The 26,721-nt window shown below is 33.4% G+C and carries 26 protein-coding genes and 1 pseudogene; 8 read left to right on the top strand and 19 right to left on the bottom strand.

Features of this window, described 5'->3' with window-relative positions; translation table 11 throughout:
* Positions 1–20 precede the first annotated feature (20 nt).
* The 4 genes from ACLHDE_RS00490 to ACLHDE_RS00475 all read right to left on the bottom strand — a co-directional run bounded on the left by ACLHDE_RS00490 (position 21) and on the right by ACLHDE_RS00475 (position 4,717).
* Positions 21–1,610, bottom strand: coding sequence for a methyl-accepting chemotaxis protein (locus ACLHDE_RS00490; RefSeq protein ID WP_415397200.1), 1,590 nt, complete (start codon positions 1,608–1,610; stop codon positions 21–23).
* 120 nt (positions 1,611–1,730) lie between these two features.
* Positions 1,731–2,636, bottom strand: a complete 906-nt coding sequence (gene cbiB / locus ACLHDE_RS00485) for an adenosylcobinamide-phosphate synthase CbiB (protein WP_415397199.1) — start codon at positions 2,634–2,636, stop codon at positions 1,731–1,733.
* A complete protein-coding gene (locus ACLHDE_RS00480) occupies positions 2,629–4,014 on the bottom strand; it encodes a cobyric acid synthase (RefSeq protein ID WP_415397198.1) in 1,386 nt (461 codons plus the stop codon). Before ACLHDE_RS00480 ends, cbiB (ACLHDE_RS00485) begins: the two co-directional genes overlap by 8 nt.
* Before the next feature lie 28 nt (positions 4,015–4,042).
* Complete coding sequence (locus ACLHDE_RS00475) at positions 4,043–4,717, bottom strand: transposase (RefSeq protein ID WP_415397197.1); 675 nt, start codon at positions 4,715–4,717, stop codon at positions 4,043–4,045.
* A gap of 61 nt (positions 4,718–4,778) precedes the next feature.
* Here ACLHDE_RS00475 and ACLHDE_RS00470 point away from each other — a divergent pair, with 61 nt between their 5' ends.
* From ACLHDE_RS00470 to ACLHDE_RS00445, 6 genes are read left to right on the top strand one after another with little or no spacing between them, the layout of a single operon-like run.
* Entirely contained in the window at positions 4,779–5,435 is a 657-nt protein-coding gene (locus ACLHDE_RS00470; RefSeq protein WP_415397196.1) for a hypothetical protein, read from the top strand.
* Positions 5,432–5,854, top strand: a complete 423-nt coding sequence (locus ACLHDE_RS00465; protein ID WP_415397195.1) for a hypothetical protein — start codon at positions 5,432–5,434, stop codon at positions 5,852–5,854. Before ACLHDE_RS00470 ends, ACLHDE_RS00465 begins: the two co-directional genes overlap by 4 nt.
* The gene (locus ACLHDE_RS00460) at positions 5,841–6,812 is read left to right on the top strand and encodes a transporter (protein WP_415397194.1); all 972 of its coding nucleotides are present in this window, start codon (positions 5,841–5,843) and stop codon (positions 6,810–6,812) included. Before ACLHDE_RS00465 ends, ACLHDE_RS00460 begins: the two co-directional genes overlap by 14 nt.
* Positions 6,813–6,821: 9 nt before the next feature.
* Positions 6,822–7,466, top strand: coding sequence for an energy-coupling factor ABC transporter permease (locus ACLHDE_RS00455; protein ID WP_415397193.1), 645 nt, complete (start codon positions 6,822–6,824; stop codon positions 7,464–7,466).
* Complete coding sequence (locus tag ACLHDE_RS00450) at positions 7,456–8,001, top strand: hypothetical protein (RefSeq protein WP_415397192.1); 546 nt, start codon at positions 7,456–7,458, stop codon at positions 7,999–8,001. Before ACLHDE_RS00455 ends, ACLHDE_RS00450 begins: the two co-directional genes overlap by 11 nt.
* On the top strand, positions 7,994–8,776 hold the full coding sequence (locus tag ACLHDE_RS00445; RefSeq protein WP_415397191.1) for an energy-coupling factor ABC transporter ATP-binding protein: 783 nt from the start codon (positions 7,994–7,996) through the stop codon (positions 8,774–8,776). Before ACLHDE_RS00450 ends, ACLHDE_RS00445 begins: the two co-directional genes overlap by 8 nt.
* 117 nt (positions 8,777–8,893) lie before the next feature.
* Here the strand turns inward: ACLHDE_RS00445 and ACLHDE_RS00440 are convergent, their stop codons facing one another.
* Together ACLHDE_RS00440 and ACLHDE_RS00435 are read right to left on the bottom strand one after the other, a co-directional pair.
* Positions 8,894–9,430 carry a Fic family protein gene (locus ACLHDE_RS00440; protein ID WP_415397190.1) on the bottom strand — a complete coding sequence of 179 codons (537 nt, stop codon included), beginning with the start codon at positions 9,428–9,430 and terminating at the stop codon, positions 8,894–8,896.
* Between the two features lie 19 nt (positions 9,431–9,449).
* On the bottom strand, positions 9,450–10,220 hold the full coding sequence (locus ACLHDE_RS00435) for a TolC family protein (protein WP_415397189.1): 771 nt from the start codon (positions 10,218–10,220) through the stop codon (positions 9,450–9,452).
* A 412-nt stretch (positions 10,221–10,632) separates the two neighbouring features.
* Between ACLHDE_RS00435 and ACLHDE_RS00430 the strand changes: the two genes are divergently transcribed.
* On the top strand, positions 10,633–11,817 hold the full coding sequence (locus tag ACLHDE_RS00430) for an IS3 family transposase (RefSeq protein ID WP_415397188.1): 1,185 nt from the start codon (positions 10,633–10,635) through the stop codon (positions 11,815–11,817).
* Between the two features lie 164 nt (positions 11,818–11,981).
* Here ACLHDE_RS00430 and cbiB (ACLHDE_RS00425) read toward each other — a convergent pair whose 3' ends face one another.
* The 13 genes from cbiB (ACLHDE_RS00425) to ACLHDE_RS00365 form a co-directional block, all read right to left on the bottom strand.
* Entirely contained in the window at positions 11,982–12,890 is a 909-nt protein-coding gene (gene cbiB / locus ACLHDE_RS00425; protein ID WP_415397187.1) for an adenosylcobinamide-phosphate synthase CbiB, read from the bottom strand.
* Positions 12,883–14,268 carry a cobyric acid synthase gene (locus ACLHDE_RS00420; RefSeq protein WP_415397186.1) on the bottom strand — a complete coding sequence of 462 codons (1,386 nt, stop codon included), beginning with the start codon at positions 14,266–14,268 and terminating at the stop codon, positions 12,883–12,885. Before ACLHDE_RS00420 ends, cbiB (ACLHDE_RS00425) begins: the two co-directional genes overlap by 8 nt.
* A 98-nt stretch (positions 14,269–14,366) precedes the next feature.
* Positions 14,367–15,320 (bottom strand): hypothetical protein, encoded by a 954-nt coding sequence (locus ACLHDE_RS00415; protein ID WP_415397185.1) that lies wholly within the window; start codon positions 15,318–15,320, stop codon positions 14,367–14,369.
* Positions 15,317–17,125, bottom strand: coding sequence for an AAA family ATPase (locus tag ACLHDE_RS00410; protein ID WP_415397184.1), 1,809 nt, complete (start codon positions 17,123–17,125; stop codon positions 15,317–15,319). Before ACLHDE_RS00410 ends, ACLHDE_RS00415 begins: the two co-directional genes overlap by 4 nt.
* 79 nt (positions 17,126–17,204) lie before the next feature.
* Complete coding sequence (locus ACLHDE_RS00405) at positions 17,205–17,948, bottom strand: metal ABC transporter permease (protein WP_415397183.1); 744 nt, start codon at positions 17,946–17,948, stop codon at positions 17,205–17,207.
* Positions 17,945–18,820 carry a metal ABC transporter substrate-binding protein gene (locus tag ACLHDE_RS00400; protein ID WP_415397182.1) on the bottom strand — a complete coding sequence of 292 codons (876 nt, stop codon included), beginning with the start codon at positions 18,818–18,820 and terminating at the stop codon, positions 17,945–17,947. The genes ACLHDE_RS00405 and ACLHDE_RS00400 overlap by 4 nt, the downstream gene beginning before the upstream one ends.
* Positions 18,821–18,845: 25 nt before the next feature.
* Positions 18,846–20,111: a hypothetical protein gene (locus tag ACLHDE_RS00395; RefSeq protein WP_415397181.1), complete on the bottom strand. Its 1,266-nt coding sequence runs from the start codon at positions 20,109–20,111 to the stop codon at positions 18,846–18,848.
* A 58-nt stretch (positions 20,112–20,169) separates the two neighbouring features.
* Positions 20,170–20,436 carry a hypothetical protein gene (locus ACLHDE_RS00390; RefSeq protein ID WP_415397180.1) on the bottom strand — a complete coding sequence of 89 codons (267 nt, stop codon included), beginning with the start codon at positions 20,434–20,436 and terminating at the stop codon, positions 20,170–20,172.
* Between the two features lie 28 nt (positions 20,437–20,464).
* A complete protein-coding gene (locus tag ACLHDE_RS00385; protein WP_415397179.1) occupies positions 20,465–21,154 on the bottom strand; it encodes an ABC transporter ATP-binding protein in 690 nt (229 codons plus the stop codon).
* A 1-nt stretch (position 21,155) separates the two neighbouring features.
* Positions 21,156–22,304 carry an ABC transporter permease gene (locus tag ACLHDE_RS00380; RefSeq protein WP_415397178.1) on the bottom strand — a complete coding sequence of 383 codons (1,149 nt, stop codon included), beginning with the start codon at positions 22,302–22,304 and terminating at the stop codon, positions 21,156–21,158.
* Entirely contained in the window at positions 22,301–23,446 is a 1,146-nt protein-coding gene (locus ACLHDE_RS00375) for an efflux RND transporter periplasmic adaptor subunit (protein ID WP_415397177.1), read from the bottom strand. The genes ACLHDE_RS00380 and ACLHDE_RS00375 overlap by 4 nt, the downstream gene beginning before the upstream one ends.
* A complete protein-coding gene (locus ACLHDE_RS00370; protein ID WP_415397176.1) occupies positions 23,443–24,699 on the bottom strand; it encodes a TolC family protein in 1,257 nt (418 codons plus the stop codon). Before ACLHDE_RS00370 ends, ACLHDE_RS00375 begins: the two co-directional genes overlap by 4 nt.
* A gap of 116 nt (positions 24,700–24,815) precedes the next feature.
* On the bottom strand, positions 24,816–25,931 hold the full coding sequence (locus ACLHDE_RS00365; RefSeq protein WP_415397175.1) for an MFS transporter: 1,116 nt from the start codon (positions 25,929–25,931) through the stop codon (positions 24,816–24,818).
* Positions 25,932–26,022: 91 nt separating this feature from the next.
* On the opposite strand from ACLHDE_RS00365, the pseudogene ACLHDE_RS00360 reads away from it, so the two are divergent.
* Positions 26,023–26,507: pseudogene (locus ACLHDE_RS00360) on the top strand (PAS domain-containing protein).
* Positions 26,508–26,721 lie beyond the last annotated feature (214 nt).

Raw genomic sequence — 26,721 nt, 5'->3', positions numbered from 1 at the left:
TTGCAAAGAGATAGAATTATCTAACTTTTAAATTCATCTATTGTAGATTGAAGTGACTGAGCAACTAATACTAGTTTTTCTAAATCATCGCCAATACTTAAGATGCTTGTATTATTAGCTGTTGATAGTACATCTATTTTGCTAATATCTTCTATAATTTCTTCTATATTAGCTGAAATCTCAACTGTATCTTTTGCTGATTTATCGGCTACTCTTGTTGAGTTGTTTATCGCATCTGAAGTTGTACTAATCTTTTGCTCTACTTCATCTGATATGCTAAGTAAGCTCTCAATATTCTTTGCATTTTGATGCATTTTATCGCTAACATCATTGATAGACTGAACAATCGTACCGACACTGATATCTATCTCTGTTAAAGATTTTTGAGTTCTCTCAGCAAGTTTTCTTACTTCATCTGCAACAACCGCAAATCCACGTCCATGTTCACCTGCACGGGCAGCTTCAATAGCAGCATTAAGTGCAAGGAGGTTTGTTTGTTCTGCAATGTCTTTAATAACATTTAAAACACCTTTAACTTGGTCGGCATCATTTTTAAGGCCTATTAGTTCACTTGAAAGTTCATTTTCTATCTCAACAAAAGAGTTTACTTCAGTACTTAGTTCATCAAGTGAAGTTTTCGCTGTTGTAAGTTCATCATGAGCTTCTTTAACATTTTTTTGTGTCTCTTCAGATGCTTGCATATTCTCTTTTAACAAATCTTTAATTGAGATACTTTTTTGAGTAGTAGTTGCAACAATAGCACGTTCTTGAGCCGTACTCTCACGAATAACATGACTAGATTGCTCAATCTCAGATGCAATAGCTGTGTTTTTATGACCTAAAGATTTTACTTCATTTACCGTGCCTTGAATCATCTCTATAAATTTATTTACTTCTTTTGCCGCATCCCCAAACTCATTATCATTTTTATGTGCTAATCTTTTAGTTAAATCTTTGTCTCCGCTAACAAGCTCAGAGATACGAGTTTTTAAGTCTGATAGAGGAGTAAAAATCTCTTTTGTGAAAAATACACTTGCACCGATGGTAAAAAGAATAGCACCAATGATTAGAAATATAAGAAGAGTAGCTTCTGTTGCTTCGTTGTCAGAATCATTTTTATCAAGTGATATGACTAAATCCATAGCACCTAGTACATAGCCCTCTTTTATGTTGTAGTGACATGCTAGACATTTTGTCTCAGCAATCATAGGCTTGATAAGGCGAATAGTATGATGATCGTTTTTATTAGTCTCTATAACTTTAGTAGTTTTGCTATTTAGAACTTCTCTAAGAATAGGATCGCTAGTAAAAGCTTCATCTGGAGAGTAAACTTCTATAACAGCTTTTGATTTTGCTATATTAAGACTATCTATTCCTTCTATTTTTCTCGCTGCTTTATATGCATCTTGAACAACTACAGTGTCACCCATCATCATACTTCCAGTCATTGTTTGAAAGATTGATTCACTTAGCATAAAAAGTGATTGCTTAGCTGTTTTTTCGGATAGCTGCTGAAGGGTCATCGAGAGATAGTATGTTATACCGATAAAACCGATAACACTTAAGGAAACAATTGAGGCGATTACTTTAGACTTGACTGTTTTAAGCATATACAAATTCCTGATAAATAGATTAATCTAAAATTATAGCAGAAGAATCACTTACCTTTCTTTTATTTCTTTTATTTCTTATATTATTTTGGGTAATGTAATTCTCTATGAGAGATATTTTTAAAGAGCTTGAAGAGTTAATATAAGTGCTAATAGTGATATAGCTACCGTTACATCTATTTTACTTCTAATAGATAGAGCTTTTTTTACATCCTCATTTTCTATCTCTTTTTTTCCTTCTCCAAAGTATGGTTTCTTTTTCAACTCTTTAAAATAGTAAGTATCACCACCAAGAGAAATACCAAGACCAAGAGCCATTGCTGTAATTGGATGACCTGCATTTGGTGAGTCATGTTTTTGTCCGTCTTTGTAAAATGAGAAAATACCTTTTTGCTTTGAGAGTACCATAATCAGCACAGCAGTAATTCTTGCGGGAATATAATTTACAATATCATCTAAAATAGCAGCAGCTTTTCCATAGTTTTCATATTTTGCATTTCTGTAGCCGACCATTGAATCCATAGTGTTTATAGCTTTGTAGATGATGATGCCAGGAAGTCCAAATAGTAAAAGGTAAAAAAGTGGTGCTATGACTCCATCACTTAGGTTTTCAGCGTAAGTTTCTATGGAAGCCTTATAGATATCGCTTTGAGTCATATTTTCTGTATCACGTGATACTAACATTGAGATAACCTCTTTCTTGTTTTGGCTAACTAAAACCTCTTTTACGGAGTCGTAAAGCATCTTGTGTGCAAGAAACATAGATGCAAGAAATGAAGATATGATGATGTTTAATGCATCGTTTATCTGCGCTAGATAAAGATAGATGCCAACAGAGACAAAACTAACCAAACCTAAAACAAACAAAACAAGCAACAAACCTCTTAAAACACTGTTTTTGTAAAATCTATCTTCAAAGAAAGTGATTATCTCGCCGATGATTATGACGGGATGTTTAATGAACCTAAACTCACCAAAGAACTTGTCGATGAAGTAGGCAAAAAAGGCTATGAGTATATTAGTCATTTAAGGCTTTTTGGATTTTGTCCATATCTATGTGCGCATCTATGTGAGATGCATACTCTCTTATGGCTTGTGCTTTGAACTCTTTAAAGTTGTAGCCTTTGTAATTGGGGTTTATCTCTGTAAAAATCATCTCTCTTATCTCGTCGGAGTCAAAAAGCCCGTGGATGAAAGTACCGTAGAGATTTTCTTTGGACTTGCATCTCTTCTTTGCGATGCCGTTGTGAATCTCATAACCTTCGATTATGTGTTTAAAAACGCTGTAAGAGCCCTTTTTTACTATCTTTTCTTTTTGAAAAGTTACATCGCCTTTTAGCCGTCCAAAGCCCTCTGTGACTTCTGCATCCGACTCAACAAAATCAGGGTCTAAGATTTTCTCAAACATCATCTCGTAACCGCCGCAGATGGCAACTACTTTTGTCTCAAGCGAGCTAAGCTTCTCTTCAAAGCCGCGCTCACGCAGCCAAGCCAAATCGTCCACAACTCTTTTACTCCCGGGAAGAACAACCAAGTCACAAGTCGCCATGTCTAGAGCATTTGAGATGAAAGATAGCTCTACTTCTTTATCGACCACAAGTGGTTCAAAGTCGGTAAAGTTGCTGATGTGAGGAAGCTTGATAACCCCGACTTTTATTTTGGCATCTCTGGTATCTTGAACATAGTTCATAATCGACTCGCTGTCTTCAAAACCAAGGTTGAAAGGTTTAAAAGGAATAACCCCAAGAACAGGAATCTTAAATTTTTTCTCTATGATTTTCACACCCTCATCAAAAAGAGTCATATCTCCTTGAAACTTGTTTACGATGACACCGATAACATTTTTGCGCAGTTTTTTTGGAAGCAGATGATAAACTCCGTAGATAGATGCAAAGACACCGCCTCTTTGTATGTCGGCTACTAAGATGATTTTTGTGTTAAACTCGTCTGCAACGAAGATATTTGAGAGGTCTTTGTCCATCAAGTTCAGCTCAACCGGACTCCCCGCACCTTCTGCTACGATGCAGTCATATTTCTTCTGAAGTCTTAAAAATGCCTTTTTCACATGAGGTTGAAGAGTTTTGATATCTCGGTAATAATCCCAAACATCTTTGTCACCGACACTCTTACCGTTTACAATCATGTGAGCTTTTGATTTTCCACCTGATTTTAGCAAAACAGGGTTCATATCTGGAGTAGTCTTGAGCCCAATCGCTCGTGCAGCAAAATACTGAGGAATGGCAATCTCTCCACCTGCATCCGTAACCTGAGAGTTGTTTGAGACATTTTGAGCTTTAAAAGGAGCGACAGAGATGCCACGATGGTGAAGAAGATAGGTTATGGCAAAAGAGAGAGTTGATTTTCCGGCATCTGAGCTGGTTCCAAATATACTTAGTGAGTTCATTTTGACATTTTACCCATTTTAGATTGAATTATTTGTTTTTCCATAAATGGATTAAAATTTCTTTTTGCTCTTTTTTTGTGTAGTTAAATTTAAACTCTGCTTCTTTTAGGTAACTTAAAAAATACTCACTTTTTACACCTTTGTAGGGTGTTATAAAAACTTCAAAGAATCTCCAAAATTTTGTAATTGTGTTTTCAATAGTTTTGAGTTTTGAGATATGGCTAGTTAGCATAAATTTTTTGAACTCATTTCCATGTGCTATTTCTGAATTGCCGTTATCAACTTTAGTTTGAAACCTTTTTAAAGAAGGAAGCAGAAAATTATATACTTTGTCTTTGTACGCAAAAGTTATAAAGTTTTGTGATTCGATGATGTTGGTGTAATCTTTTTTCTTACTTTTGCATATATACATATACTCTTCAAACTCATCGAGTTTATCTCTTTTATATTCAAAGTAATCATATGAATGCTCAATAAGCAGCTTTCGTATATGCTCATATCTATTAAAAACTATTTGGTAGCTAAGGTTTAGTTTTATTGCGCACTCTTTTGCCGTTGTTGACTCTATAAATGCGTCTAATACATCAATGTCACGTTGTAATTTTAATGGGCTGTATTTTTTTGCACAAGAGGAGCATTTAACCATTCCATTAGTTAGCTGATATAGTCTGTTATTACAGTAAAAACAAATATTTTGTTCCATTTTTAGATAAGAAACCATTTTTTTTAGAACGATTTTAACATATATATCTCATAATCCTGCCATGATTAAAAAAATAATGATTTACATAATGCTTACTTGTTCACTATTGGCTCATGACATTTGGATAGATGATTCTTTTGCAATTAATTATGGGCATATGGATAAAGAAAGTTCACACGGCGATGAAAAAGTAATAGACAAAGAGAGTATTTTAAGAGTCTCTTGTTCTAAAGATTCCAAAATTTCAGAGATTAAAAACAAAGAGCTTAAGAGTGGATGCGATGCTGTTTTTGTTGAGCTAAAAGAAGCTTACTACACTAAAACACCATATGGCACAAAAAAACAATCTAAAGATAAAACAAAGATGCCAATCAAAAGTTTTCAAAGTATTGAGTCTGTTAAAAGAATTTACAGTGACGATGCAAAAGAACTTTTTAAAAACGGTTTGGAGTTAACGCTGAGAAATGGACTCTCAGAAATAAATGTAGGCGATAAAGCAAGACTCTTAGTCAGTTTTAACGCTAAAGCGCAAGCCGGTGTTAGCGTGGCTTACGACGATAGAGTCATTGGTGCGAGTGATGAGAATGGATACATAAACATACGCATCAGAAAGTCAGGTCTTCAAAACATAAAAGCGTCTTACACTCTAAAAGGCGATGGCATTAAGTGTGATGAGATTATATACTCAACTACACTAAATATAGAGGTTTTAAAATGAAGATACTTTTTTTATCGCTTTGGTGTGTAACTCTTCTTTTTTCACATAACCTTATGCATACTATCTCAAAAGAGCAAAGCATAGTTATCTCTTTTTCTTTTGCAAAAGAGGATGATTTTTCATTTCAGAGTTACGAAGTTTATGCACCTAGTAGTGAGATTCCATTTGCAGTCGGCAGAACAGATGCACTCTCAAGAGTCTCTTTTTTGCCAAACACACAAGGCAAGTGGAAGGTAAAAGCATTTTCTGAAGATGGTCACGGAAAGATTGTTGAAGTAGAAGTTGATGAGCAGATGCTCCCAAAGATAGATGCAAACACTAACAATGCATTTGTAAAAACACTCATTGGCATTATGATACTTTTTGGAATTTTTGGATTAATTTACATAAAAAAGGATAAGAAAAATGAAAAAGATTAGTATATTGATAGCACTTGCTACAAGTGTTTTTGCACACCATGGAGTTCCATCTATTAGTTTATCAGGAGTTGAGGGTCCGGGAGCACCGATTGAGACAACCTCGTCCGCAACTTTGCCAGAGGGTTCTTTACTTGCTTATATGAAATTAGATCATGCCAAATATAAAACGTATACTTCTGCACGAGATGGAGAAACAGAGTCAAGCAGCTACTTCATGTATGGTTTGGGTTATGGATTTAACTCTTATTTTAGTGCTTATATGTTTGTTCCTTATTACACAAAATCTGGGGATGATGCTTTTTCTACATCTGATTTTCATGATGTCTCGTTTCAAGGTGTTTTAGGTTTTAAGTATGATGATGGTTTTATACTTACGCCAAAAAATGAGAGTTTGGATGACCTTGAAGATTGGCACTTTACAGCATCGTTTAGTTTTACTCTACCGACTGGGAATTCAAACAAGACAATGCCTGATGGTTCACTCATAGATGCAGGCATGCAAACCGGTTTTGGAGAACCCTCTTTTATGTTTGGTGTTAGTGCTACAAAATGGCTTGGAAACGACTGGACACTTGTAGCAGATACCTCATACAATACATTTTTGGAAAATAAATATAGTGATGGTTCTAAGATGCGTTTTGGAGATGAGATTCGTGTGAATGGAGCTGTCTCTTATATGCTTTACTCAAAACCAGCTAGTAGGTTGCGTTTGGATTTTAACATGGAAGCAAATTATCTTTATCTTGGTCGAGATGTAGAAAACGGAAGTGCAGCAAATGCTACAGGAGGAGAGATGGTTTATTTAACTCCAGGAGCAAGGCTCTCTTATAAAACTACTTCTGTAGCTGTTGGTGTTAAACTGCCGACATGGACAAATCTAAATGAAGAAGATTTGCAACAAGGTGCAGAGGGTAAAGAAAACTATAGATTCATTTTTACTTTTTCTGCTTTGTTTTAAGGTCAAGTAGTGCATATACCTGATGGCTTTATATCGCCTCAAACATACATACCAGCTATAGCCATCAGCGCATCTCTTTTAGCTCTTGCATATAAAAAAATAGAGCTAGATGTAGAGAAGATTCCTCTAATCGCAGGAGTTAGTGCCATCTCTTTTGTGATGATGCTTATAGCCATTCCGTTTCCGGGTGGAACTACTATGCATCTAAGCGGAATAGCCATAATATCCCTACTCTTTGGACCGTGGATAGCTTTTAGTTCTATCTCTTTAGTTTTACTCATTCAAGCTCTTGTGTTTGGAGAAGGCGGCATCACTTCATACCCCGTAAACATCATAGCTATGGCTTTTGTTGGTAGTTTTTCAGCTTATTATTCACACAAACTTTTATCCTCTTTTTCAAAAAATGGTGCTATGTTTATGGCTGGCTGGGCAAGTATATTTTTCCCATCAATCATAATAGCACTTGTTCTTGGCATCCAACCACTTGTAGCATCTGATGGTACAACTCCGCTTTACTTTCCGTTTGGGCTTAGTGTTACGCTTCCCTCAGTAGTTGTTCCACATATTTTTATAGCCATAATTGAGGGTTTGGTTACACTAAGTAGTGTGAAATTTTTGAGAACTCAGTTTAGGAGTGTTTTTAGTGAGCGATAGAGCTTGGTTATTTGTCTATTTGACTGCTGTTATGATTTTAGGTTTTGTCCATAATGAATGGATAATGCTCTTTAATATCATCATAACCATGGCACTTGGAGGCAAAGCAAGGTTTCAAATCTTTAAAAAAGCACTTCTTGTTATCGCTCTTTTTAATCTTAGCATCTCACTATCTTACATAGTTTACAGCTTTTTTGTGAGTGTAGATATTTTTGCTCTTGTTCTTATAAACCTTAGAGCCTTTGCGATTACACTACTAACGTTCACTCTTGTTAGACGAATAAACCTACATAAAGCACTAGAGTTTAGCAAGCTTTTAGCTATTTTATATGGTTTTACTTATGCACAAATCATACTGCTTAAAAATATGCTGCAAAGTTACTATGAAGGGCTTAAAAGTAGGGGAGCTACACTAAAAATGAGCATATCAAAAAAGCAACTCCAACCGCTTTTAACGACTCTTTTTGGTACAATGCTTCACAAATCAAATGAACAGAGCTTGGGACTACGCTCCAGAGGACTAATAGATGATTGAATGTAAAAACCTCTCTTATAGCTACCAAGACTTTCAGCTAAACGAGATAGAAGTTTTAAAAGATGTTAGTTTTAAAATAGACAAGGGCGAAAAAGTACTTCTGCTTGGCATCAATGGTTCAGGAAAATCAACACTTCTTAAACTTTTAAATGGACTTCTTTATGCAAAAAGTGGAGAGTTCTACTTTAAAGAAAATCTTGTAAATAAAAAGTACCTAAAAACAAACTCAAAAGATTTTAGAAAGAGCATCTCACTACAGATGCAAGACCCATCTTCCATGCTTTTTAACCCAAGCGTTTATGATGAAATAGCTTTTGGACTTAAACACTTTGGGTTTGACAACATAGATGACAGAGTGCATCACTACGCAAAAAAATTTGAGATAGAGAACATTTTAAAATCAAGCCCTCTCTCACTAAGCGGTGGACAAAAACAAAAAGTCCTTTTGGCATCCTTGCTTTGCGTTGAACCTGAAGTACTACTGCTCGATGAACCAACAGCGCATTTAGACCCACCGACTACAGGCTGGCTTGTGGAGTTCTTGGACTCACTAGATGTCACAGCACTCATCTCAACTCACAATATCTCTCTAGGAAAAGAACTAGCAGAGCGAGCCATAATCATCGGAGCAAATCACGAGATAATTTACGACGGCAGAGTAGAAGCACTACTAGAAGATATGCCAACACTCATAAAAGCTCAGTTAGTCCACAGACACAAACATAACCACGAAGGTGTAGAACACAAACACTATCATCTTCATAGTTGGTCGTGAGGGTTTAGTGCTTTTTTGATATGGGTAAAATTTATGGTTTTTTTAACATATATTTTTAATATGGGTAAAATATTTAGTTTTTTACCCATATAGTTTTAATGTGAGTAAAAATATTATTTATATTCCCTTTTTCAGTATGTCAAAAAGTTCTAAATTTATAAAGTATTTATTTCTGCCTATTTTAATACTGCTCATTAATCCGATATTTTCTAATTCTTTTAAATGTTTTGAAGCAGTTTTTCTCGTTATACCTAAAGTATTTACCAAAAAATCTATCTTAGTATACGGATGCATGAATAAAATCTCAACTAAATCTTTAGAGTAAATATTAGGAAGTTTATCTTTAACTTCATCTGTAGTTTTTTGCATAAGTGAGTATATATTTTCAACAAGTTCAATAGTCTCAATAGAAGTCTGCTCAACTCCATCAAGCATATACAAAATCCATTCTTCTAAAGCATCTTCGGTTCTAACTTCTTGAAGTAGTCTATAGTAGTCACTCTTATTCTGAATGATGTAACGACTAAGGTACAAAATAGGAATATCCAACAAATCTTTTAAAATCAGATACAAAATGTTGATAATTCTTCCCGTTCTTCCGTTGCCATCATAAAAAGGATGGATAGTCTCAAACTGATAGTGAATCATAGCCATGTTGACAAGCGGATCAACATCATTTGGTTCGTTTATAAATTTTTAACTCTGTATTGTTATAAAACATATCATCTGAAAGTTCTTCAAGATTAGTAGTGATTGTTTTAGTATTTAGTATATTTCTTTCAAGTTCTACGTTACTAACTCTTTTTTCTCCCATATATAGCCAAAGGCTAGAGAGTGCTTTTTCATATGAAGCTTTAGCAACTCCTAGTGCATCTTTTGCACCATAATATGCGGATAAAAAACGTGTTTCATCCGAAGTTGTTTTTATGCCCTGCTCTACAAATGCATGTGCTTGATTGTAAAGCTCTTTTTTTGTTTTCATATCTTGTTGGCGGACATAGATAGCCTCTTTTTGAACAAGGGCTACTTCGTACAAGGATTGAATCTTATAAATCATTAAAGCTTTTGCTTCATCAACTGATAAATTTGCGATTTTAGTATCTATCTGTGCAACATCTATTTTCGAGGTGGTTTTATAAAAATCCCAAATCTTTTGTCGCAGAGAAATTTCAGCTTGCCAGCCTTGGTCATCTAGTGTATTAAATTGTCCATTTTGAGGTAAAACATAGGTGTGTTGCACATCATATTGTGCTTGAAGATTGACTTGTGGCAAATACGCTGAGCTAACAGCTTTTTGATGGTGTTCACTTTTAGAGACTTCAAGCATAAAACTTTTTATATCTGGATGATTTTTAAATGTTTTATCAATACATTCTTGCAAGGTTAGTACTTGTGCAGATAAAGAGGATATAAAAATTAATATAATTAACAAATGTTTTTTCATACCTGTAAACTCCTACTTAAGAGATATTTAGCATATTATCATTAGATTATTAAGGCAATGTTAACATATGAAAAATTGTTTAAAATAAGTTGTAAGTTTTGGGCAGATTGTATTACTGGTTAGATGCGCGTAAAGTATCTGCTCTTTTACTCCACAAATATAAAAACCATGATGCCATTAGTGCAATAATTGCCGCATTTAAAAAGAGGTATCTAGGAAACAATTCGTAGACGTAACCTGCATACAAAGCTCCAACAAATCCACCTAAGCCATAAGTAATTCCAGAGAAAAACTGCTGCGCTAAAGATTTATGTTTATATAGGTTATAATGCCCCTAAAATCTAAGACAGCAAATCAGTAAGATTTATTTCCTAAATGTTAAAATTTTAATAATAAATATGGAGATAAAAAAATGGCACGCAAAAAAGGTCAAATTTACACAGCAGAACAAAAAACTAAAATTGTCTTGGAGCTTCTAAAAGAGGAACAGACTATTAGTCAAATAGCTACAAAGTATAAGATCACATCTAAAACAATTCAGAACTGGAAGAAGCAGTTTTTAGAAAATGCATCGCTAGCGTTTGATGTTGGTGGTGCAACTAAAGCTTATAGAGATGAGATAGAAGATTTAAAAGCTGAAAATGATGGGTTAGCTAAAGCACTTGGTAAGGCTACTATCAAAGCGGAGTGGGCAGCGGGAAAGTTAAAGAGCTTGGACTTTGATAATAAAAAGTCTCTGATTGAGTCTAAGCATAATAAAATATCTGTGTCAGAGCAGTGTTTAACTGTCGGTATCAGTAGAAGTAGTTACTATTACCAACCAGTATCAATGAGCCAAGAAAACATAAAGCTACTTCATAAAATTGATGAGATTGCTACTGACAATTCAGAGTATGGTTATAGATTTATCCATGAACAGCTCAAAGAAGATGGTTTTAGTATAGGCAAGCATAGAGTCTTAAAATATATGGGTATACTTGGAATACAAGCAATATACCCAACTAAAAAGAAACTCACAAGCCTTAAAAATCAAGAGCATCAAGTTTATGAGTATTTACTCAAAAAATATTGGACACAAACTGGCAGAACCAAACAAGTGTATGTTCCAACTCCAAACGAAGTATGGAGTGGTGATATTACTTATATCCGTATTAATGGTGGCTTTATGTATCTTGCTGCAGTTATTGACTGGCACTCCAAAGCAATACTTTCATATAAAATATCAAACTCTATGGACGCAACACTTGCAACTGATGTGCTTGAAGATGCTCTTGCTAAATATCCTAAGCCTAAAATATTTAACTCTGACCAAGGAAGCCAATATACAAGTCATGAGCATACTCAGATGCTTAAAAAATATGATATTCAAATATCTATGAATGGAAAAGGCAGGAGTATAGATAATATTGTAATTGAAAGATTTTTCAGAACCCTCAAACACGGCAACATCTACATAAACGATTATTTAACAATTAAAGATTTAAAAGAAGGAGTTAAAGCTTATATACACAAATACAATTTTAAAAGATTTCACTCAAGTTTGAACTATCAAAAACCTATGAATGTTTATCTTGAATATCTTAAAAATGTAGGATAAAGTAGCAGTTGCAGGTGGAAATAAATTAAGCTGTTAGGTTGTCTTGATTTTTAGGGGCATTATATAGATTAATCTAAAATTATAGCAGAAGAATCACTTACCTTTCTTTTATTTTTTATATTAATTACAATTATTTTTGCTAATCTGGTTTTCAATGAGGTGTATTATTGAAGATATTGAAGAGTTAATATAAGTGTGAATAGTGATATAGCTACCGTTATATCTATTTTACTTCTAATAGATAAAGCTTTTTTTACATCCTCATTTTCTATCTCTTTTTTTCCTTCTCCAAAGTATGGTTTCTTTTTCAACTCTTTAAAATAGTAAGTATCACCACCAAGAGAAATACCAAGACCAAGAGCCATTGCTGTAATTGGATGACCTGCATTTGGTGAGTCATGTTTTTGTCCGTCTTTGTAAAATGAGAAAATACCTTTTTGCTTTGAGAGTACCATAATCAGCACAGCAGTAATTCTTGCGGGAATATAATTTACAATATCATCTAAAATAGCAGCAGCTTTTCCATAGTTTTCATATTTTGCATTTCTGTAGCCGACCATTGAATCCATAGTGTTTATAGCTTTGTAGATGATGATGCCAGGAAGTCCAAATAGTAAAAGGTAAAAAAGTGGTGCTATGACTCCATCACTTAGGTTTTCAGCGTAAGTTTCTATGGAAGCCTTATAGATATCGCTTTGAGTCATATTTTCTGTATCACGTGATACTAACATTGAGATAACTTCTTTCTTGTTTGGGCTAACTAAAACCTCTTTTACTGAGTCATAAAGCATTTTATGAGCTAGAAACATAGAAGCTATAAATGAAGATATAATTATGTTTAGTGTTTTATTTATCTCATCTAGATAGAGGTAGATGCTAATAGATATAAAACTAACCAAACTCAAAACAAACAAAACAAGTAACAAACCTCTGAGAATGCTGTTTTTGTAAAATTTCTTTTCAAAGAAGGTGATTATCTCACCGATAATTACAATAGGATGCTTGATAAACTTGAACTCCCAAAAAATTCGGTCGAGGAAGTAGGAAAAAAGAGCTATTAAGATATTAGTCATTTAGCTCTTTTTCGATTTTGTTCATATCTATATGCTTGTCAATATGAGATGCAAACTCCTTTATGGCTTTGGCTTTGAACTCTTTGAAGTCATAACCCTTGTAGTTTGGGTTTATTTCACGCAAGATAAGCTCTCTTATTTCATCAGAATCAAAAAGCCCATGTATGAAAGTTCCATAAAGATTTTTCTTTGCCTTGCATCTCTCATTTGCGATACCATTATGAATCTCATAACCCTCAACTATGCGTCTAAACAGTCTGTAATTTCCTTTTTTTACAATCTTTTTTTTCTGGAATATTATCTCACCCTTGAGTCTCCCAAAACCTTCTGTAACTTTAGCATCTGATTCTATCCCTAGAGGGTCTAGAATTTTCTCAAACATCATCTCGTAACCACCACAAATGGCGACTACTTTTTGCTCCTCGGATTTAAGCTTCTCTTCAAAACCACGCACTTTTAACCACTCTAAGTCATCCACAACTCTTTTGCTTCCTGGAAGAATAACTAAGTCACAGGTTGCCATATCTCCAGCATTTGAGATGAAAGAGAGTTCTATTTCTTTGTCTACAACAAGTGGCTCAAAATCCGTAAAATTACTGATGTGAGGAAGTTTTATAACGCCAACCTTGATAATTGCATCTTTTGTATCTTGAACATAGTTCATAATAGATTCGCCATCTTCAAAACCTAGGTTAAAAGGCTTAAAAGGCACAACACCAAGAACAGGAATGTTAAACTTTTTCTCTATGATTTTCACACCCTCATCAAAAAGGCTCATGTCTCCTTGAAACTTGTTTACGATGACACCGATGACATTTTTGCGAAGTTTTTTTGGAAGTAGGTGGTAAACCCCGTAGATAGATGCAAAAACACCGCCTCTTTGTATGTCAGCTACTAAGATAATTTTGGTGTTAAACTCCTCTGCAACGAAAATATTTGAGAGGTCTTTGTCCATCAAGTTTAGCTCAACCGGACTACCTGCACCCTCGGCTACAATGCAGCCATATTTCTTTTGAAGTCTCAAAAATGCACGTTTAACATGAGGTTTTAATGTGTCAATATCTCTGTAGTAAGACCAAACATCTTTATCTCCCACACTTTTACCATTTACAATCATGTGAGCTTTTGACTTTCCACCAGACTTTAGTAAAACTGGGTTCATATCTGGAGTAGTCTTAAGAGAGATAGCCTCCGCGGCAAAATGCTGAGGAATTGCAATCTCACCACCTGCATCTGTAACCTGAGAATTATTAGAGACATTTTGAGCCTTAAAAGGTGCAACTGAGATGCCACGATGGTGAAGAAGATAAGTGATGGCAAAAGAGAGAGTAGATTTGCCAGCATCAGAGCTTGTTCCAAATATGCTTAGGGAATTCATTTAGTTTAACTTCTTAGCAGTTGTTCGGAATTTCCAAACAACTTGATTTTCTAGCAGTTCTTCATCTTCACTTTGGTATATTAGTATGTTTGAGTTGGTCATATTAGTTTTAATTCCTCTGAAATATCTTTTATTAGTTTGCTAAAAGGTTTGTTAGATAAATCTTCATTCTTGTCTATAAGGTTGAAAATATCTTTTTTAATTTGTTGATATGGTATTCCAGTTAAGTTTTGGAGTTCTTTTAATCTACTCTCAGGATATAGTTCCACTTTTGTTATCATCTCATAAACTATATCGTTATGTACATTATATCTTTCATTTAAAAGCATTTCAGATATAAATTTTTCAAACTCATCTGAATAATTTTCTGTTAGTTTTATATTTATATTGTTTTTATTTTTAATATGTAGATTTTCACAAGAACTATCTAACGTAATTTTAAATTTAACTTTTTCGTCGAAATCATATTTTTTAGAACTTGGAGCTAAGTTATGAAACTCTTTTATTCCTTTTAGTTTACTGTTACAAGTATAACAACTAGGAACTAAGTTATACAAAGATAATGCTAAATATGGATAAGTATATTTATCAAAATAATGATCTAAGGTAAATTTATTCTTTTTTTCATTTCTTGTATTGTATGTGTTTATAAAATCAATATTGCAATAATAACAAGTCGATATTAGTAAGTTATCTTCAAAAAAAGGTTTGATTTTCTTTGATTGTAAATCTGTATAGTTAAAAAGAAATTTTATAAATTCATTTTCCCTTATACTTTTATCTGTCTTGATTTTATCTTTGATTTTTTTTAAAGTATTAAAGTTACCTATGGCTAAGAATTTAAAAGATATACCGTCAAAGATAGTGTCAAAATTTCCAAGTTTTTTTGTTTTGAAGTAGTTGAATAATTCTTCTAATGTAATAGACTTCTTATGGTACTTTTTGATGTGTTTTTTTAGTAATTTATTTTTGTTTATAATAAAATATTTTTTTGAAATACTTTTATAATATTTATTTCTATCAAAATTCTTAGAATAGTTTATGTGTATCATTTTTTTAGACTTTTTAGATATCTTTGTCTAGCTTCTAATTCTTGTAACTCTTTGTCTATTATGGTGCTATCATCTGAAAATATTAGATGCAGTTCATCTAAATAATTTCCTATTATAGTTTTTAAAAATGGCTCACCTATTATTGAATGAATATTTTTAAAATTCTCTATATTTTGAGCATATTTTTCAAGACAGTCTTCTTTTGGGTTTTCACTTTTTTTCACTTTTTCATAAAATTCTTTAATAGCATTTATTTTACCTTTTGCAAACTCACCCATAAGCCCATCTTTCATAAAAAAGCCGTGAGAGAGTAAAGTATGGATGTTTGCTCCGAATGGATTTAAAGTTACATCTTTAGTTGCATTTTTGCAGTCCCCTGTGTCTTTGTCTTTTTCTAAAAAGATTACATTTTCTTTTGGTAAATCTGAAAGAATAAATGGAGAATGACTTGTCATTAATAAATAGATTTCTTTATCAAGCATAAACTTATTAGCATAATGTAAAAAATCTTTTATTAATCTTTTTTGCCAGTTAGGATGTAATGCTGAATCAGGTTCATCAAATATAAATATATTTTGTCTTGTCTCAACACATTTTAGTTCATATATATAGTGTGTTAGAAGATTTAAATATTCTCTTTCTCCAGAACTTAGAGATAGATAATTATATTCACTGTTCTCATCGTTAAAAAAATTTGTTCTATTATAATCTCTAATTAAATTTTTTAAAAGGTTGTTCTCTCTCTCAAAATCATTCTTTATCTTGTGATGTTGTTTTTCTACCCAAATTTCATTCCCTACATATTCATAGTTTTCTAAAATATCTTCAATATTTTTATAGTCATATAAATCATTGAATATATAATCTTTTGGAAAATATTTATCTATAATTATATTTATATTTTTATAATCTTCTATGGAAAAGTCTTGTTTTTTAAAAGTGTTTTTTATTTCATCGACAATTTTTTTTAGATCAAGTTCTATCGTATTATCATTATGTAATAACCTCTTTAGTATTATATATTTATAAAAATAACTTTTTGAAGAAGTAGTATCATTAACATCAGAGGATTGAAACAACGTAAAACCTTTTGGTTCCTCATCAAATAGTTCTTTTTCATTATCTGAAAGTATTAAGCGTGCGCCTAGCTCATACATATGTAGTTCATATCTATAACTATCAAATACAAATTTTTCATTAATAAAATAAAATATTTTATTATCATATTTTAATATATCAAGAAATCTTTTATTAAATAAATCTATTTTATTTTTAAGTTTTTTATCAATAGAGTCATGCTTATTATTATCCATCAGCGGGAGTTCAGAGAAATTAAAAGCATTAAAATTAGCATATGAATTTAATGAATTAAGCTTTGGATTATTCAAAAATGTGTTGATTTCGTTTGCAAAATATGTACAAAAAATTTTACGAGGGGCATATTTTTTATCGTAAGAAAATTTATTATCAAGAATAACTTTAAAAGAAATGTTATCTTTAGTATGCAATCTTACAAATGAAAAATTATCTTTATGTTTAAAGACTAGAAAACTATGTCCTCCAACATTCCCTCCAAAATTAAACAAACCTAATATTTCAGTTATTGTACTCTTCCCACTCCCATTCTCCCCAACAATAGCAGTAATATTTATATTTTTACCAAAAAAATCTTTTATATGCTCTTTTTCATCTATAGCAAGTTCATTAGTCTTTTCATCATAATGACACTCAAACCTAGGCGAAAAATTAAACCCTTGCTTTTCAATGTTCTTATACTTTTCAACCCACAGATAAACTAATTCCATATTCTTCCTATGTTGCTAACTTAGATGTTTTATTGTATCTTTTTTTTAATTAAGCATCATTTTTAATTGTGCTCTTAATTTACAATCTTTTTTTTGAAGTAAACAATACTATTATCGAACTAAGAAGTGCACCTAAGAAAACTATTGTATAACCGGTTGGCAGGTCGTAATAGTAAGAGATAATAATTGCACTTATGCCAAAAAACCATCCAAAACCAAAACTAGTTAGAAGCGCTCTCTTGGATTCAATGGCAGTAGCAACTAAAGCAGGAGCAATAAGAAGTACAAAAACAACCAAAACACCGGCTAGATGTACTGAAGATGTAACTGTTAAAGCCAAGAGTGAGAAAAAGAGCAGTTCTTTCAAAAAGCCTGATACTCTTGGATAAACCTTCCATAAAACTAAAGCAATAAGAGCGTAGATAATGGCGCTTTTAAAAACATCATCACGAGGAGTAAAGAGTATATCGCTAGCCAAAAGAGATTTAAAATGCTCCATCCCCTCAGCTGAATGAGATAAAACCATCATAATTCCACTAGCACCTAAAACATACAAAAGTCCTATAAATGCTTCTAGTTTTATCTTTCTTTGAGATGCAACAGCTATTAAAAAAGCACTAAACAGAGCAAAAGACAGAGTAATAGAGTAAAAGTACTCTTTATGAAAATAGCCAAGACTAATAGCTGAACCAAGAGCTGCAAACTGTGCGATGGCTAAATCTGTAAAGATGATACCCTTTTTCAAGATGCGCATTCCAAACCATGCATGTATCATTACCAAGATGATAATTAGAGCTATCGGGACTAGTAAAATATCTATCATTTTACAGCACCTGTCAGATAGTCAAAAAGAGAAATTAAATCTGTTATGTCTTCTAGTGCGCCAATATCGTGAGGCATTAGTATAATCTTAACACCAGTTTTGTCGCTAATAAACTCTGCTGTTTTTGTAGAGTGATAGACATCATGCAAAATACAACAAGGTTTCTCATTTTTTATGAGTTTTATAGTCTTGATAACTTGTCTTGATGATGGAGGAATCCCCGGCAGTGGCTCAATAGTACCAATATTGTCAAGTCCATAAGCTTTGTTAAAATAAGCTAGATTGTTATGAAACTGAATAACTTTCATACCTTTTTTAGGAGCCATTTTTTTCTCCCAGATAAGCATCTTTTCTTTCCAAATTTGTAAAAATTCAGAATAATTCGTTTCATATACACTAGCATGTTCACTATCTAAAGATATTAGAAATTTCTTGATAGTGTCTGCCAAAAGCAAAATGTTTTTGGGATCTAAATGAAAGTGAGGATTTCCATCTGGGTGAATATCACCACCTGAGCGATCAACACTTGTTGGTTTATTTATAAGTTCTATGTGATGTGAAAGGTTTAAAAAACTCTTTGCTCCAACTTTTGTTTTTGGATTTGCTGCTCTGTTTATAAGCGGAGGCAACCAACCGATTTCTAGCTGAGCACCGTTCATGATAAGAGCGTCTGCATTTCTCATCTTAGAGATTAGTGAAGGACGAGGAACTACAAAGTGCGGATCCCAGTTTCCTTTAGCTAAAACAACTGTTTTGATGTGTTCACCCCCGATGCTCTTAGTAAGAGCACCGATGTAAGGATAACTAACAGCTATATTCAAGTGAGCAAAAAGTGTTAGCGGTAAAAGTAGTAATAGTAAAAATTTATTCATAATTATTGTTCCTTTTGCGGACTATTTAGAAGCTATGAGCCCCATGAGCTCCGATTGAGATGTTTGCTTGCAAAATCACAGTATTTACATCTTGTCTGTTTCCAGATTCATCGTATAAAGAGTTGTTACGATTATACTGTAATCTAAATCTTGCAAACTCGCTTGTGTGGTACTCAACCATCGCAGAGTACTTATCAAAGTTATTTCCTTTGTCTACTGTTGCCCCATTTGAAGTGATATCATTGATAAAAATAGTGTCATATCTTATACCCATATGCCAGCTTTTGTCAAGTCCGTAAACCAGCTGAGTGTAAGCACCTGTCTGTTTTTTGTTAATAGCCAAACTTGTTTGGACTGCTGTCGTATCAGCAGGATTTAGGTCGTACTGAGTTCCATCTATCTCTCTGCTAAGTAGTTCACTTTGGAACTTTAAAAAACTGTATGAGTCAAAATAGTGTTTTACAACTAAATCCGCACCGTAAAGCTTGGAGTAACCACTGATTACATGAGGCTGTTCTTCGTCATCCGAGTGGTCCAGTCTTGTTGCTCCCTGAGCATAAGAGAGTCCTGCTAAAACAGTTGTGTCATCTATGTCAAATGATGTTTTAATATAACCAACAAACAGTGCAGGAGCATCTGCTTGAGTCGTATATGTACCTATCTTATCTTTTCCAAACATCTGAGTATTCTCTCCCTGAAGTACTTCTGCACCTATCATAAGATAAGTATCAGTAGGAGCTATCCATTGAAGCTGAAGACCTGTTTCATTTATACCGTGCATTCCTAAAAATGCTTCATAAACTAGCGGCATATCTGCGAAGTCCCAAGTATGGTGGTGTTGTTCGTTAAGGTAACCAAAGTTTGAAGTAAACTTTCCACCTTTTACTCTAGCACCACTCCCAAGAGCTGTTGATGTAAAATAAAGTTCTTCTATTTCAACACTATCTTCACTAAAGTGAAAAATACCGTCCATAGTAAAAAAAGGATCAACCGAGCTAGAAAGTACAAGCTCTGCATAATTTAGATTAAAACCATTTTTAGCATTGTTAGGGGTGTGAGTTTTCCCATTGTGCGTATGACTTCCTAAAAGACCGTGAGCAACTCCCGGGACTTCTAAGTGAGCAACTTTATCATCAGCTACGTTTCTGTACACATAAGATGCATCCATCACTAAAGAGATGTCAGGTATATATTTTGATTGAACAAATGTTCTTTTTTCAACTGGAAGCACGTCTACTCCACCAAAGACGATGGTAGCACCAAGTGTGCTGGCTAGTAATATTTTTTTCATAATTATCCTAAATAATATTTTTATATTTGTAATAGTTGTTTGTTTTATTTTTTGGTATTTAGGATTTTAGTGGAGGTGCGCGGTTTTGGTTAGTGTGAGTTTTTTTATAAAAGTTATAAATTAAGATGCCAAGAGTAATTTCTTCAAACCTGAGTTGTTCTACATCTATAAACTTGTCTACAATGTCACTAGAGACCGAGTGATTGTCAACTATACAAACTTGACATGAAGAACTATCATGTCCATTTATATGCTCAAGCTCATGTATAGCTGTAGCAGTTGTAGCAATAATAAAAAATATAGATATCAGCACTCTTAGTTTCATAGATGAAATTATATCCTATTTATCTAAATCACTGAAATACTATCTTTTTATGTTCAATTTTCATGACACGATCGCAATACTTTAACATTCGTTCATCATGCGTGACCATAACTATGGCTACATTTTGTTCGGCTGCGATTTTTTTTAGCATCTGTATGACACTTATAGCACGATCGCTGTCTAGTGCAGCAGTTGGCTCATCTGCTAGGATTATCTCTGGATTATTTGCCAAAGCTCTAGCAATTGCCACCCTTTGGTTTTGACCGCCTGAGAGTTGGGAAGGTTTATTATATGCTTTTTCTGAGATATCCAAATACTTTAGTAACTCCAGCGCATGTTTATTCGCTTCATCTCTTGGAACTTTATTTGATTGAGGTACTAAGGTTATATTTTCTATAACATTTAAAAAAGGAATAAGGTAATGTGCTTGAAAGATAAAACCTATTTTTTCACGTCGAATTTGTCTTGAGTTGTTTGTGAGCCAACGGTTATCATATACTTTTTCCTCCCCAAGCCAAATTTCTCCAGATGTCGGATCGATTACACATCCTATCATCATAAGCAGAGTTGTTTTTCCAGCTCCACTTGGAGCGACCAGTGCTACTAGTTCACCTTTATTTATAGTAAAAGAAGCTCCATCGATAACACTAACATAGTTCTCATCTTTTCCAAAACTTTTTGTTAAGTTTTCAACTTTTATACTCTGTTGTGAACTCATCTTAACCTCCTATCGCTACAGTCGGATCTGCCTGAATCACCTTATGAACACCTACAAACGAAGCTATAATAGAGGCAATTAAAATTACTGCAAAAAGAGTAAGAGCATCTGGTGCCTCTAAAACTACCCTTTTAGGAAATTTATCATATATAAGATGAGAAAATATATTTCCAAATATAAAAGCAAAAAATCCAAGAACAACGGTCTCTTGGACAATCATTTTTATAATCATGCTATCTGGTATTCCAATAAGTTTCATAATAGAAATCTCTTTTATCTTCTCTAAAGTCATGGTGTAGATTATAAGACCGATTATAATTGTTGATACCACAACAAGGATTGCAGTGAAAAGCCCTATCTGTTTTGAGGCTCTCTCCACAAGATTTTTTGTTAAAATATCTGTTTGCTCGGCATTTGTATATACGCTTAGATGCTTCCACTTTTTTATTTTTTTTGCTATTGTATCTATGTCGTAACCTGCCTTGACTCTTGCAACGATACCATTTACCATGTAAATCTCTTTGTTGGCGTTGATTCCTCTGGCACGGTCATTTCTTATGCTTGCGTTGGAATAGCTAAACTGTAACTCCTGGGCATCTTTTAAACTAATGTAGATGAGTGGATCTCCTCCAGATGACACAGTTCCTTTTGTGACTCCAACTATCGTGTAGTCATCTCGCCCAATTCTAATTTTATCATGGAGTTTAAAGCCGGTTTCATAAGATATAACTGCTTCGTAATGACTTTTTTTAAGCATACGACCTTCTATTAAATTTGCATAGTTTATAGGGTTGATTGCTCCAAAAGGATTAAATCCAACCGCTGTAACTCTTACCGGTTGAGCCAGTCCATATAGCTGTAGGTTTTGAAAAGTTAAAGCCTCGGATTGCTCTATGCCATCAATAACTTTAAGCGTATCTTTTAAGTCTTCATGAACGCGAGATGCTTCGGCAAACGGACCTAAAGTGTTTTCTTGAACTACCCAAATATCTACATTGATATCTTTGAGTAACATCTCAGCATCTACCATCATTCCTCGGTAAACACCAATCATAATCAAAACAATTCCAAGCAACATTCCAACACCTATGGCAGTAACAATGAACTTGCCTAAAATATGTGAAATATCTTTTTGTGCAAGATTTATCATAAGTGAATTTTCATCCCATTGGATAAAGGTTTTTTCTTAGGATTTAAAACAATAATATTTGTATTTTCATCAACTCCTGATTTTACTCCTACACTATTTTGAGAACGCGCTACAATCTCAAGTTCTTGAAAATGCGCTGTAGAGTTTTTTGCAATCCAAACACCAACTTTTCCATTTTCTTGAGATATAAGAGATGCATCTATGCTCAAAATATCATGAAAGGTCTCTATTGTAATCGACACCTCTGCCTGCTCGTTAATGTAAAAAGGAATAGGTAAGTTGTCAAAAGAAACAGCTATCTCTCTTTCTTGCGTAACCGCATCACTGATAGCAGAGATACGCTGTACTTTTCCAGCAAATATTTTATTACTTTGTGAGCGCAGGGTAATATCTACCTTTTGTCCAATTTTAATTTTTCCACTTATTTGCTCATCAATATAGGCTTTTATCCATACGGTTTTAGCATCTACTATTTTCAAAATAGCTTGCGCTGATAGAACTGTTTGTGAGATTTCGGCATCTCTAGAGAGTACATATCCATCAATCGGTGCGTATAATTTTAGTCTTGAGAGTTTAATTTCAATCGCTTCAATATTTTTTTGTGCTCTTAAAATTTCGGCTTTACTTGAGTTTATATTAGCCCTGCTCGCCCCTATTTGTGCCTCTATACTTTGTAAGTCTGCATATGCTTTATCATATTCTGCTTTCGCCGCATATTTTTGCTTATAGAGTTTTTCATATCTCTTATACGATATTTTTATGAGTGTTTTTTGAGCATTTAGGTTTTGTAACTCTTTTTTAACTGCTACAAGTTCATATTTCGCTTTTTGAAGTGAAGCTTTTGCTTCTTCTAGTAAATTTGGCAGATCAACAGGATCTATCTCAACTAAAAGATCACCTTTTTTTACCCATAAACCCTCATCTGTAAAGATGTTTGTGATTCTTCCATTTGCATGCGCGTTGATAGTATAAATATTTTTTGCATCTACATTTCCAACCCCATGTACTTGTACATTTATAGTGCCTCTTGTTGGAGAAACTATTTGATAAGTTGTTTTTGGTATATAGACTTTAAGGTAAAAAATCGTTGCTCCAAGAGCTATAATTAAAAAGGTGATAAGATATTTTATCCATGTTTTCATATTTCTTTTCCTATGAGATATTTTATGCGATGTTGAGCCATACTACGGTTATAATGCGCTTCTAAAAGATCGAGTTGTGAAGCTAGTTGCAAATCTGTTGCATCAAGCACTTCTATATATGTAGCTAAACCCTCTTTGTATCTTGCATCTACTAGTTCTTTGGTTGAAGTGGAAGCCTCAATTTGAGATTTTTTTGCAATAATAGTGTTCTCGTAACTTTTTAAATCTATAATTAAACTCTCAAGTTCCTCATTAAGGGCTAAAAATTTTGAATTTTTCAACTCTTTGGAGATGCTTGTAGAGATGCTTGCCATTTGCTCCTCAGCACTTTGGTTCCCACCTGTGTAGATAGGAAGATTATACACAACTCCAACTAAACTTGCATCATACTCATTTAAGGTGTCAAAATGTGTATATGAAGCGACAGCATCTATTGAACCGTAACTAGAAGCCTTAGCGGACTTATGTAAAAGGTTGCTTTTTTGGATATTTTGCTCATAAATTTTTAACTCTGTATTGTTATAAAACATTTCATCTGAAAGTTGTTGGGCATTAGTAGTGATTGTTGTAGTGTTTAGTATATTTGTTTCAAGCTCTACATTAGTAATTCTTTTTTCTCCCATATATAGCCAAAGGCTAGAGAGTGCTTTTTCGTATGAAGCCTCAGCAACTCCTAGGGCATCTTTTGCACCATAGTATGCGGATAAAAAACGTGTTTCATCCGAAGTTGTTTTTATGCCCTGTTCTACAAATGCATGTGCTTGATTGTAAAGCTCTTTTTTTGTTTTCGTATCTTGGAGGCGAACATAGATAGCCTCTTTTTGAACTAGGGCTGTTTCGTATAAGGATTGAATCTTATAAATCATTAAAGCTTTTGCTTCATCGACCGATAAATTTGCAATTTGAGTATCTATCTGTGCAACATCTATTTTCGAGGTGGTTTTATAAAAATCCCAAATCTTTTGTCGCAGAGAAATTTCAGCTTGCCAGCCTTGATCATCTAGTGTATTAAATTGTCCATTTTGAGGTAAAACATAGGTGTGTTGCACATCATATTGTGCTTGAAGATTAACTTGTGGCAAATATGCTGAACTAACAGCCTTTTTATTGTACTCGCTTCTAGATACTTCAAGCATAAAACTTTTTATATCTGGATGATTTTTAAATGTTTTATCAATACATTCTTGCAAGGTTAGTACTTGTGCAGATAAAGAAGATATAAAAATTACTATAATTAACAAATGTTTTTTCATACCTGTAAACTCCTGTTTATAGAGATATCTAGTATATTATCATTAAACTATTAAGGCAATGTTAACATATGAATAATTGTTGAAAATAAGTAGTAGGTTATGAGCACATTGTATCACTAGTTAGATGCGCGTAAAATATCTGCTCTTTTACTCCACAAATATAAAAACCATGATGCCATAAGCGCGATAATAGCCGCGCTTAAAAAGAGGTATCTAGGAAACAACTCATAGACGTAACCTGCATACAAAGCTCCAACAAACCCACCTAAACCATAAGTAATTCCAGAGAAAAACTGCTGTGCTAAAGATTTATGTTTGTATAGATTATACAAATAGCTAATAGCTGCTGAATGAAAGAGTGCAAAACTAAGAGCATGCAGTGTTTGTGAGAAAAACAGTATAGTAAGATTTTGAGGAAATAAAAATATTAAAAACCATCTAAAAGCTGTTACAGAAGTTGTTATCTGTAAAATCAAAAGAAGATTTTTGCGCAAAAGCCTGCCTTGAAAAAAAAGCATAAATATTTCAGCTATAACACCAAAACTCCATAGATATATAGTCATATCCATACTTATTCCATAATCTGTTTCATAGATAGTAAAAAAGTTGTAAAAAGCTCCAAAACTAACTTGCATAAGAGTTAGACCTACCCACAGTTTCCAGTCTAAAAAAAGGCTAATATCGTTATCTACCTCTTGTACTTTTTCACTATTTGAATTCGTTTTTTTTGCAATTATAAAAGCTACTATAGCAGTTAAAAAGGTCAAGACTAAAAGGTAGTTTAGCGCGATATCAGCACTACTCAAAAACTTAACTAAAACAAGGGCAACAAGGACAAACCCTACAGAACCAAATAGCCTTACTCTACCATATCTCTCTTTTCCTATAGTTTTTAAGGAGATCACCTCTATGTAAGGAATTATAAGACTTAGACCTATACCAAAACCTATATTTGAAAAGAGAAGTTTGTAAAAGCTATCTATGGAAAAGTAAAAAGAAATACTACTAAAAAGAATGATAAATATAGCGATATTAAAACTTCTTGTATTAAGTTTTAAGCCTCTTGTAAAAGCAAACGGAAGTATAAATCTAACCAATGGTCCGGCTGCGAAAATTATTCCAATATCACTAGCAGAGTAGCCAACCATTGACAGAACTTTCGGCATAAAAATTATGTAAACGCCAACTATGGCAAAATAAAAAAAGTAAAATGAGGATAACAATACTGGCATTTTAGAGAGAGTCTCCTTTATTTGGGTTAACTATTATAACAAACAAATATGATAGAATTTCAAAAATAAAACAACATTAAGGAGACATTTTATGCTTAAAGAAATGAAAGAAGATGATTTTATTGTCTCTAAAACGGACTTAAAGGGACGTATAACATATACAAATAAGATATTTATGGATATGGCGGGGTATACTGAAGCTGAGCTACTAGGTAAGCCTCACAATATTATACGTCATCCTGATATGCCAAAGGCTGTTTTTCGTTATTTATGGGATACTATACAAAAAAAAAAGAAGTTTTTGCCTTTGTTATCAATAAGACGAAAGATTCAAATGCATACTGGGTATATGCGAATGTAACAGCTTCACTAGATGATAGTGGGAAAACTATAGGTTATTATTCTGTTAGAAGAAAGCCAAATCCTAAAGCTCTCGACATTATTATACCTCTATATAAAAAAATGGTGGAAGTTGAAAAAAAGAGTGGTGTTGATGCTTCATTTAAAGTTTTAACAGATATTTTACAAGAGAAAAAGGTTAACTACGATGAACTCATTATCGCTATTCAAGAATAATCAGGCTGTTTTGCTTTTTGTTGCACTTGTTGGCGTAGCAATATTTGGGATGATTAATGGAAATTATATTTTAAGTGGAGCTATTGTTGCAGTTTTGATAATTTCACTTTTTATTCCCTCTACCTCAACACAAGGATCTGAAACAGAACTATCAAACTCTATGTTTAGAGTTATTGTAAATGCAGCAGCCGGTAAGTTAGAAGGTCGTATAACA

The organism is Sulfurimonas iocasae (assembly GCF_047716755.1).
Lineage (GTDB): Bacteria > Campylobacterota > Campylobacteria > Campylobacterales > Sulfurimonadaceae > Sulfurimonas.
The sequence above is the reverse complement of the archived record's forward strand: the minus strand, read 5'-3'. Positions and strand labels throughout refer to the sequence as shown.

Bases quoted from the DNA above. Each gene is read 5' to 3' on its own strand.
- ACLHDE_RS00410 (WP_415397184.1), bottom strand. From the start codon at position 17,125: ATGGAATTAGTTTATCTGTGGGTTGAAAAGTATAAGAACATTGAAAAG.
- ACLHDE_RS00475 (WP_415397197.1), bottom strand. From the start codon at position 4,717: ATGGAACAAAATATTTGTTTTTACTGTAATAACAGACTATATCAGCTA.
- ACLHDE_RS00490 (WP_415397200.1), bottom strand. From the start codon at position 1,610: ATGCTTAAAACAGTCAAGTCTAAAGTAATCGCCTCAATTGTTTCCTTA.
- ACLHDE_RS00420 (WP_415397186.1), bottom strand. From the start codon at position 14,268: ATGAATTCCCTAAGCATATTTGGAACAAGCTCTGATGCTGGCAAATCT.
- ACLHDE_RS00470 (WP_415397196.1), top strand. From the start codon at position 4,779: ATGATTAAAAAAATAATGATTTACATAATGCTTACTTGTTCACTATTG.
- ACLHDE_RS00370 (WP_415397176.1), bottom strand. From the start codon at position 24,699: ATGAAAAAACATTTGTTAATTATAGTAATTTTTATATCTTCTTTATCT.
- cbiB (WP_415397199.1), bottom strand. From the start codon at position 2,636: ATGACTAATATACTCATAGCCTTTTTTGCCTACTTCATCGACAAGTTC.
- ACLHDE_RS00375 (WP_415397177.1), bottom strand. From the start codon at position 23,446: ATGAAAACATGGATAAAATATCTTATCACCTTTTTAATTATAGCTCTT.
- cbiB (WP_415397187.1), bottom strand. From the start codon at position 12,890: ATGACTAATATCTTAATAGCTCTTTTTTCCTACTTCCTCGACCGAATT.
- ACLHDE_RS00380 (WP_415397178.1), bottom strand. From the start codon at position 22,304: ATGATAAATCTTGCACAAAAAGATATTTCACATATTTTAGGCAAGTTC.
- ACLHDE_RS00405 (WP_415397183.1), bottom strand. From the start codon at position 17,948: ATGATAGATATTTTACTAGTCCCGATAGCTCTAATTATCATCTTGGTA.
- ACLHDE_RS00430 (WP_415397188.1), top strand. From the start codon at position 10,633: ATGGCACGCAAAAAAGGTCAAATTTACACAGCAGAACAAAAAACTAAA.
- ACLHDE_RS00385 (WP_415397179.1), bottom strand. From the start codon at position 21,154: ATGAGTTCACAACAGAGTATAAAAGTTGAAAACTTAACAAAAAGTTTT.
- ACLHDE_RS00390 (WP_415397180.1), bottom strand. From the start codon at position 20,436: ATGAAACTAAGAGTGCTGATATCTATATTTTTTATTATTGCTACAACT.
- ACLHDE_RS00365 (WP_415397175.1), bottom strand. From the start codon at position 25,931: ATGCCAGTATTGTTATCCTCATTTTACTTTTTTTATTTTGCCATAGTT.
- ACLHDE_RS00395 (WP_415397181.1), bottom strand. From the start codon at position 20,111: ATGAAAAAAATATTACTAGCCAGCACACTTGGTGCTACCATCGTCTTT.
- ACLHDE_RS00415 (WP_415397185.1), bottom strand. From the start codon at position 15,320: ATGATACACATAAACTATTCTAAGAATTTTGATAGAAATAAATATTAT.
- ACLHDE_RS00445 (WP_415397191.1), top strand. From the start codon at position 7,994: ATGATTGAATGTAAAAACCTCTCTTATAGCTACCAAGACTTTCAGCTA.
- ACLHDE_RS00400 (WP_415397182.1), bottom strand. From the start codon at position 18,820: ATGAATAAATTTTTACTATTACTACTTTTACCGCTAACACTTTTTGCT.
- ACLHDE_RS00435 (WP_415397189.1), bottom strand. From the start codon at position 10,220: ATGAAAAAACATTTGTTAATTATATTAATTTTTATATCCTCTTTATCT.
- ACLHDE_RS00440 (WP_415397190.1), bottom strand. From the start codon at position 9,430: ATGGCTATGATTCACTATCAGTTTGAGACTATCCATCCTTTTTATGAT.
- ACLHDE_RS00465 (WP_415397195.1), top strand. From the start codon at position 5,432: ATGAAGATACTTTTTTTATCGCTTTGGTGTGTAACTCTTCTTTTTTCA.
- ACLHDE_RS00480 (WP_415397198.1), bottom strand. From the start codon at position 4,014: ATGAACTCACTAAGTATATTTGGAACCAGCTCAGATGCCGGAAAATCA.
- ACLHDE_RS00460 (WP_415397194.1), top strand. From the start codon at position 5,841: ATGAAAAAGATTAGTATATTGATAGCACTTGCTACAAGTGTTTTTGCA.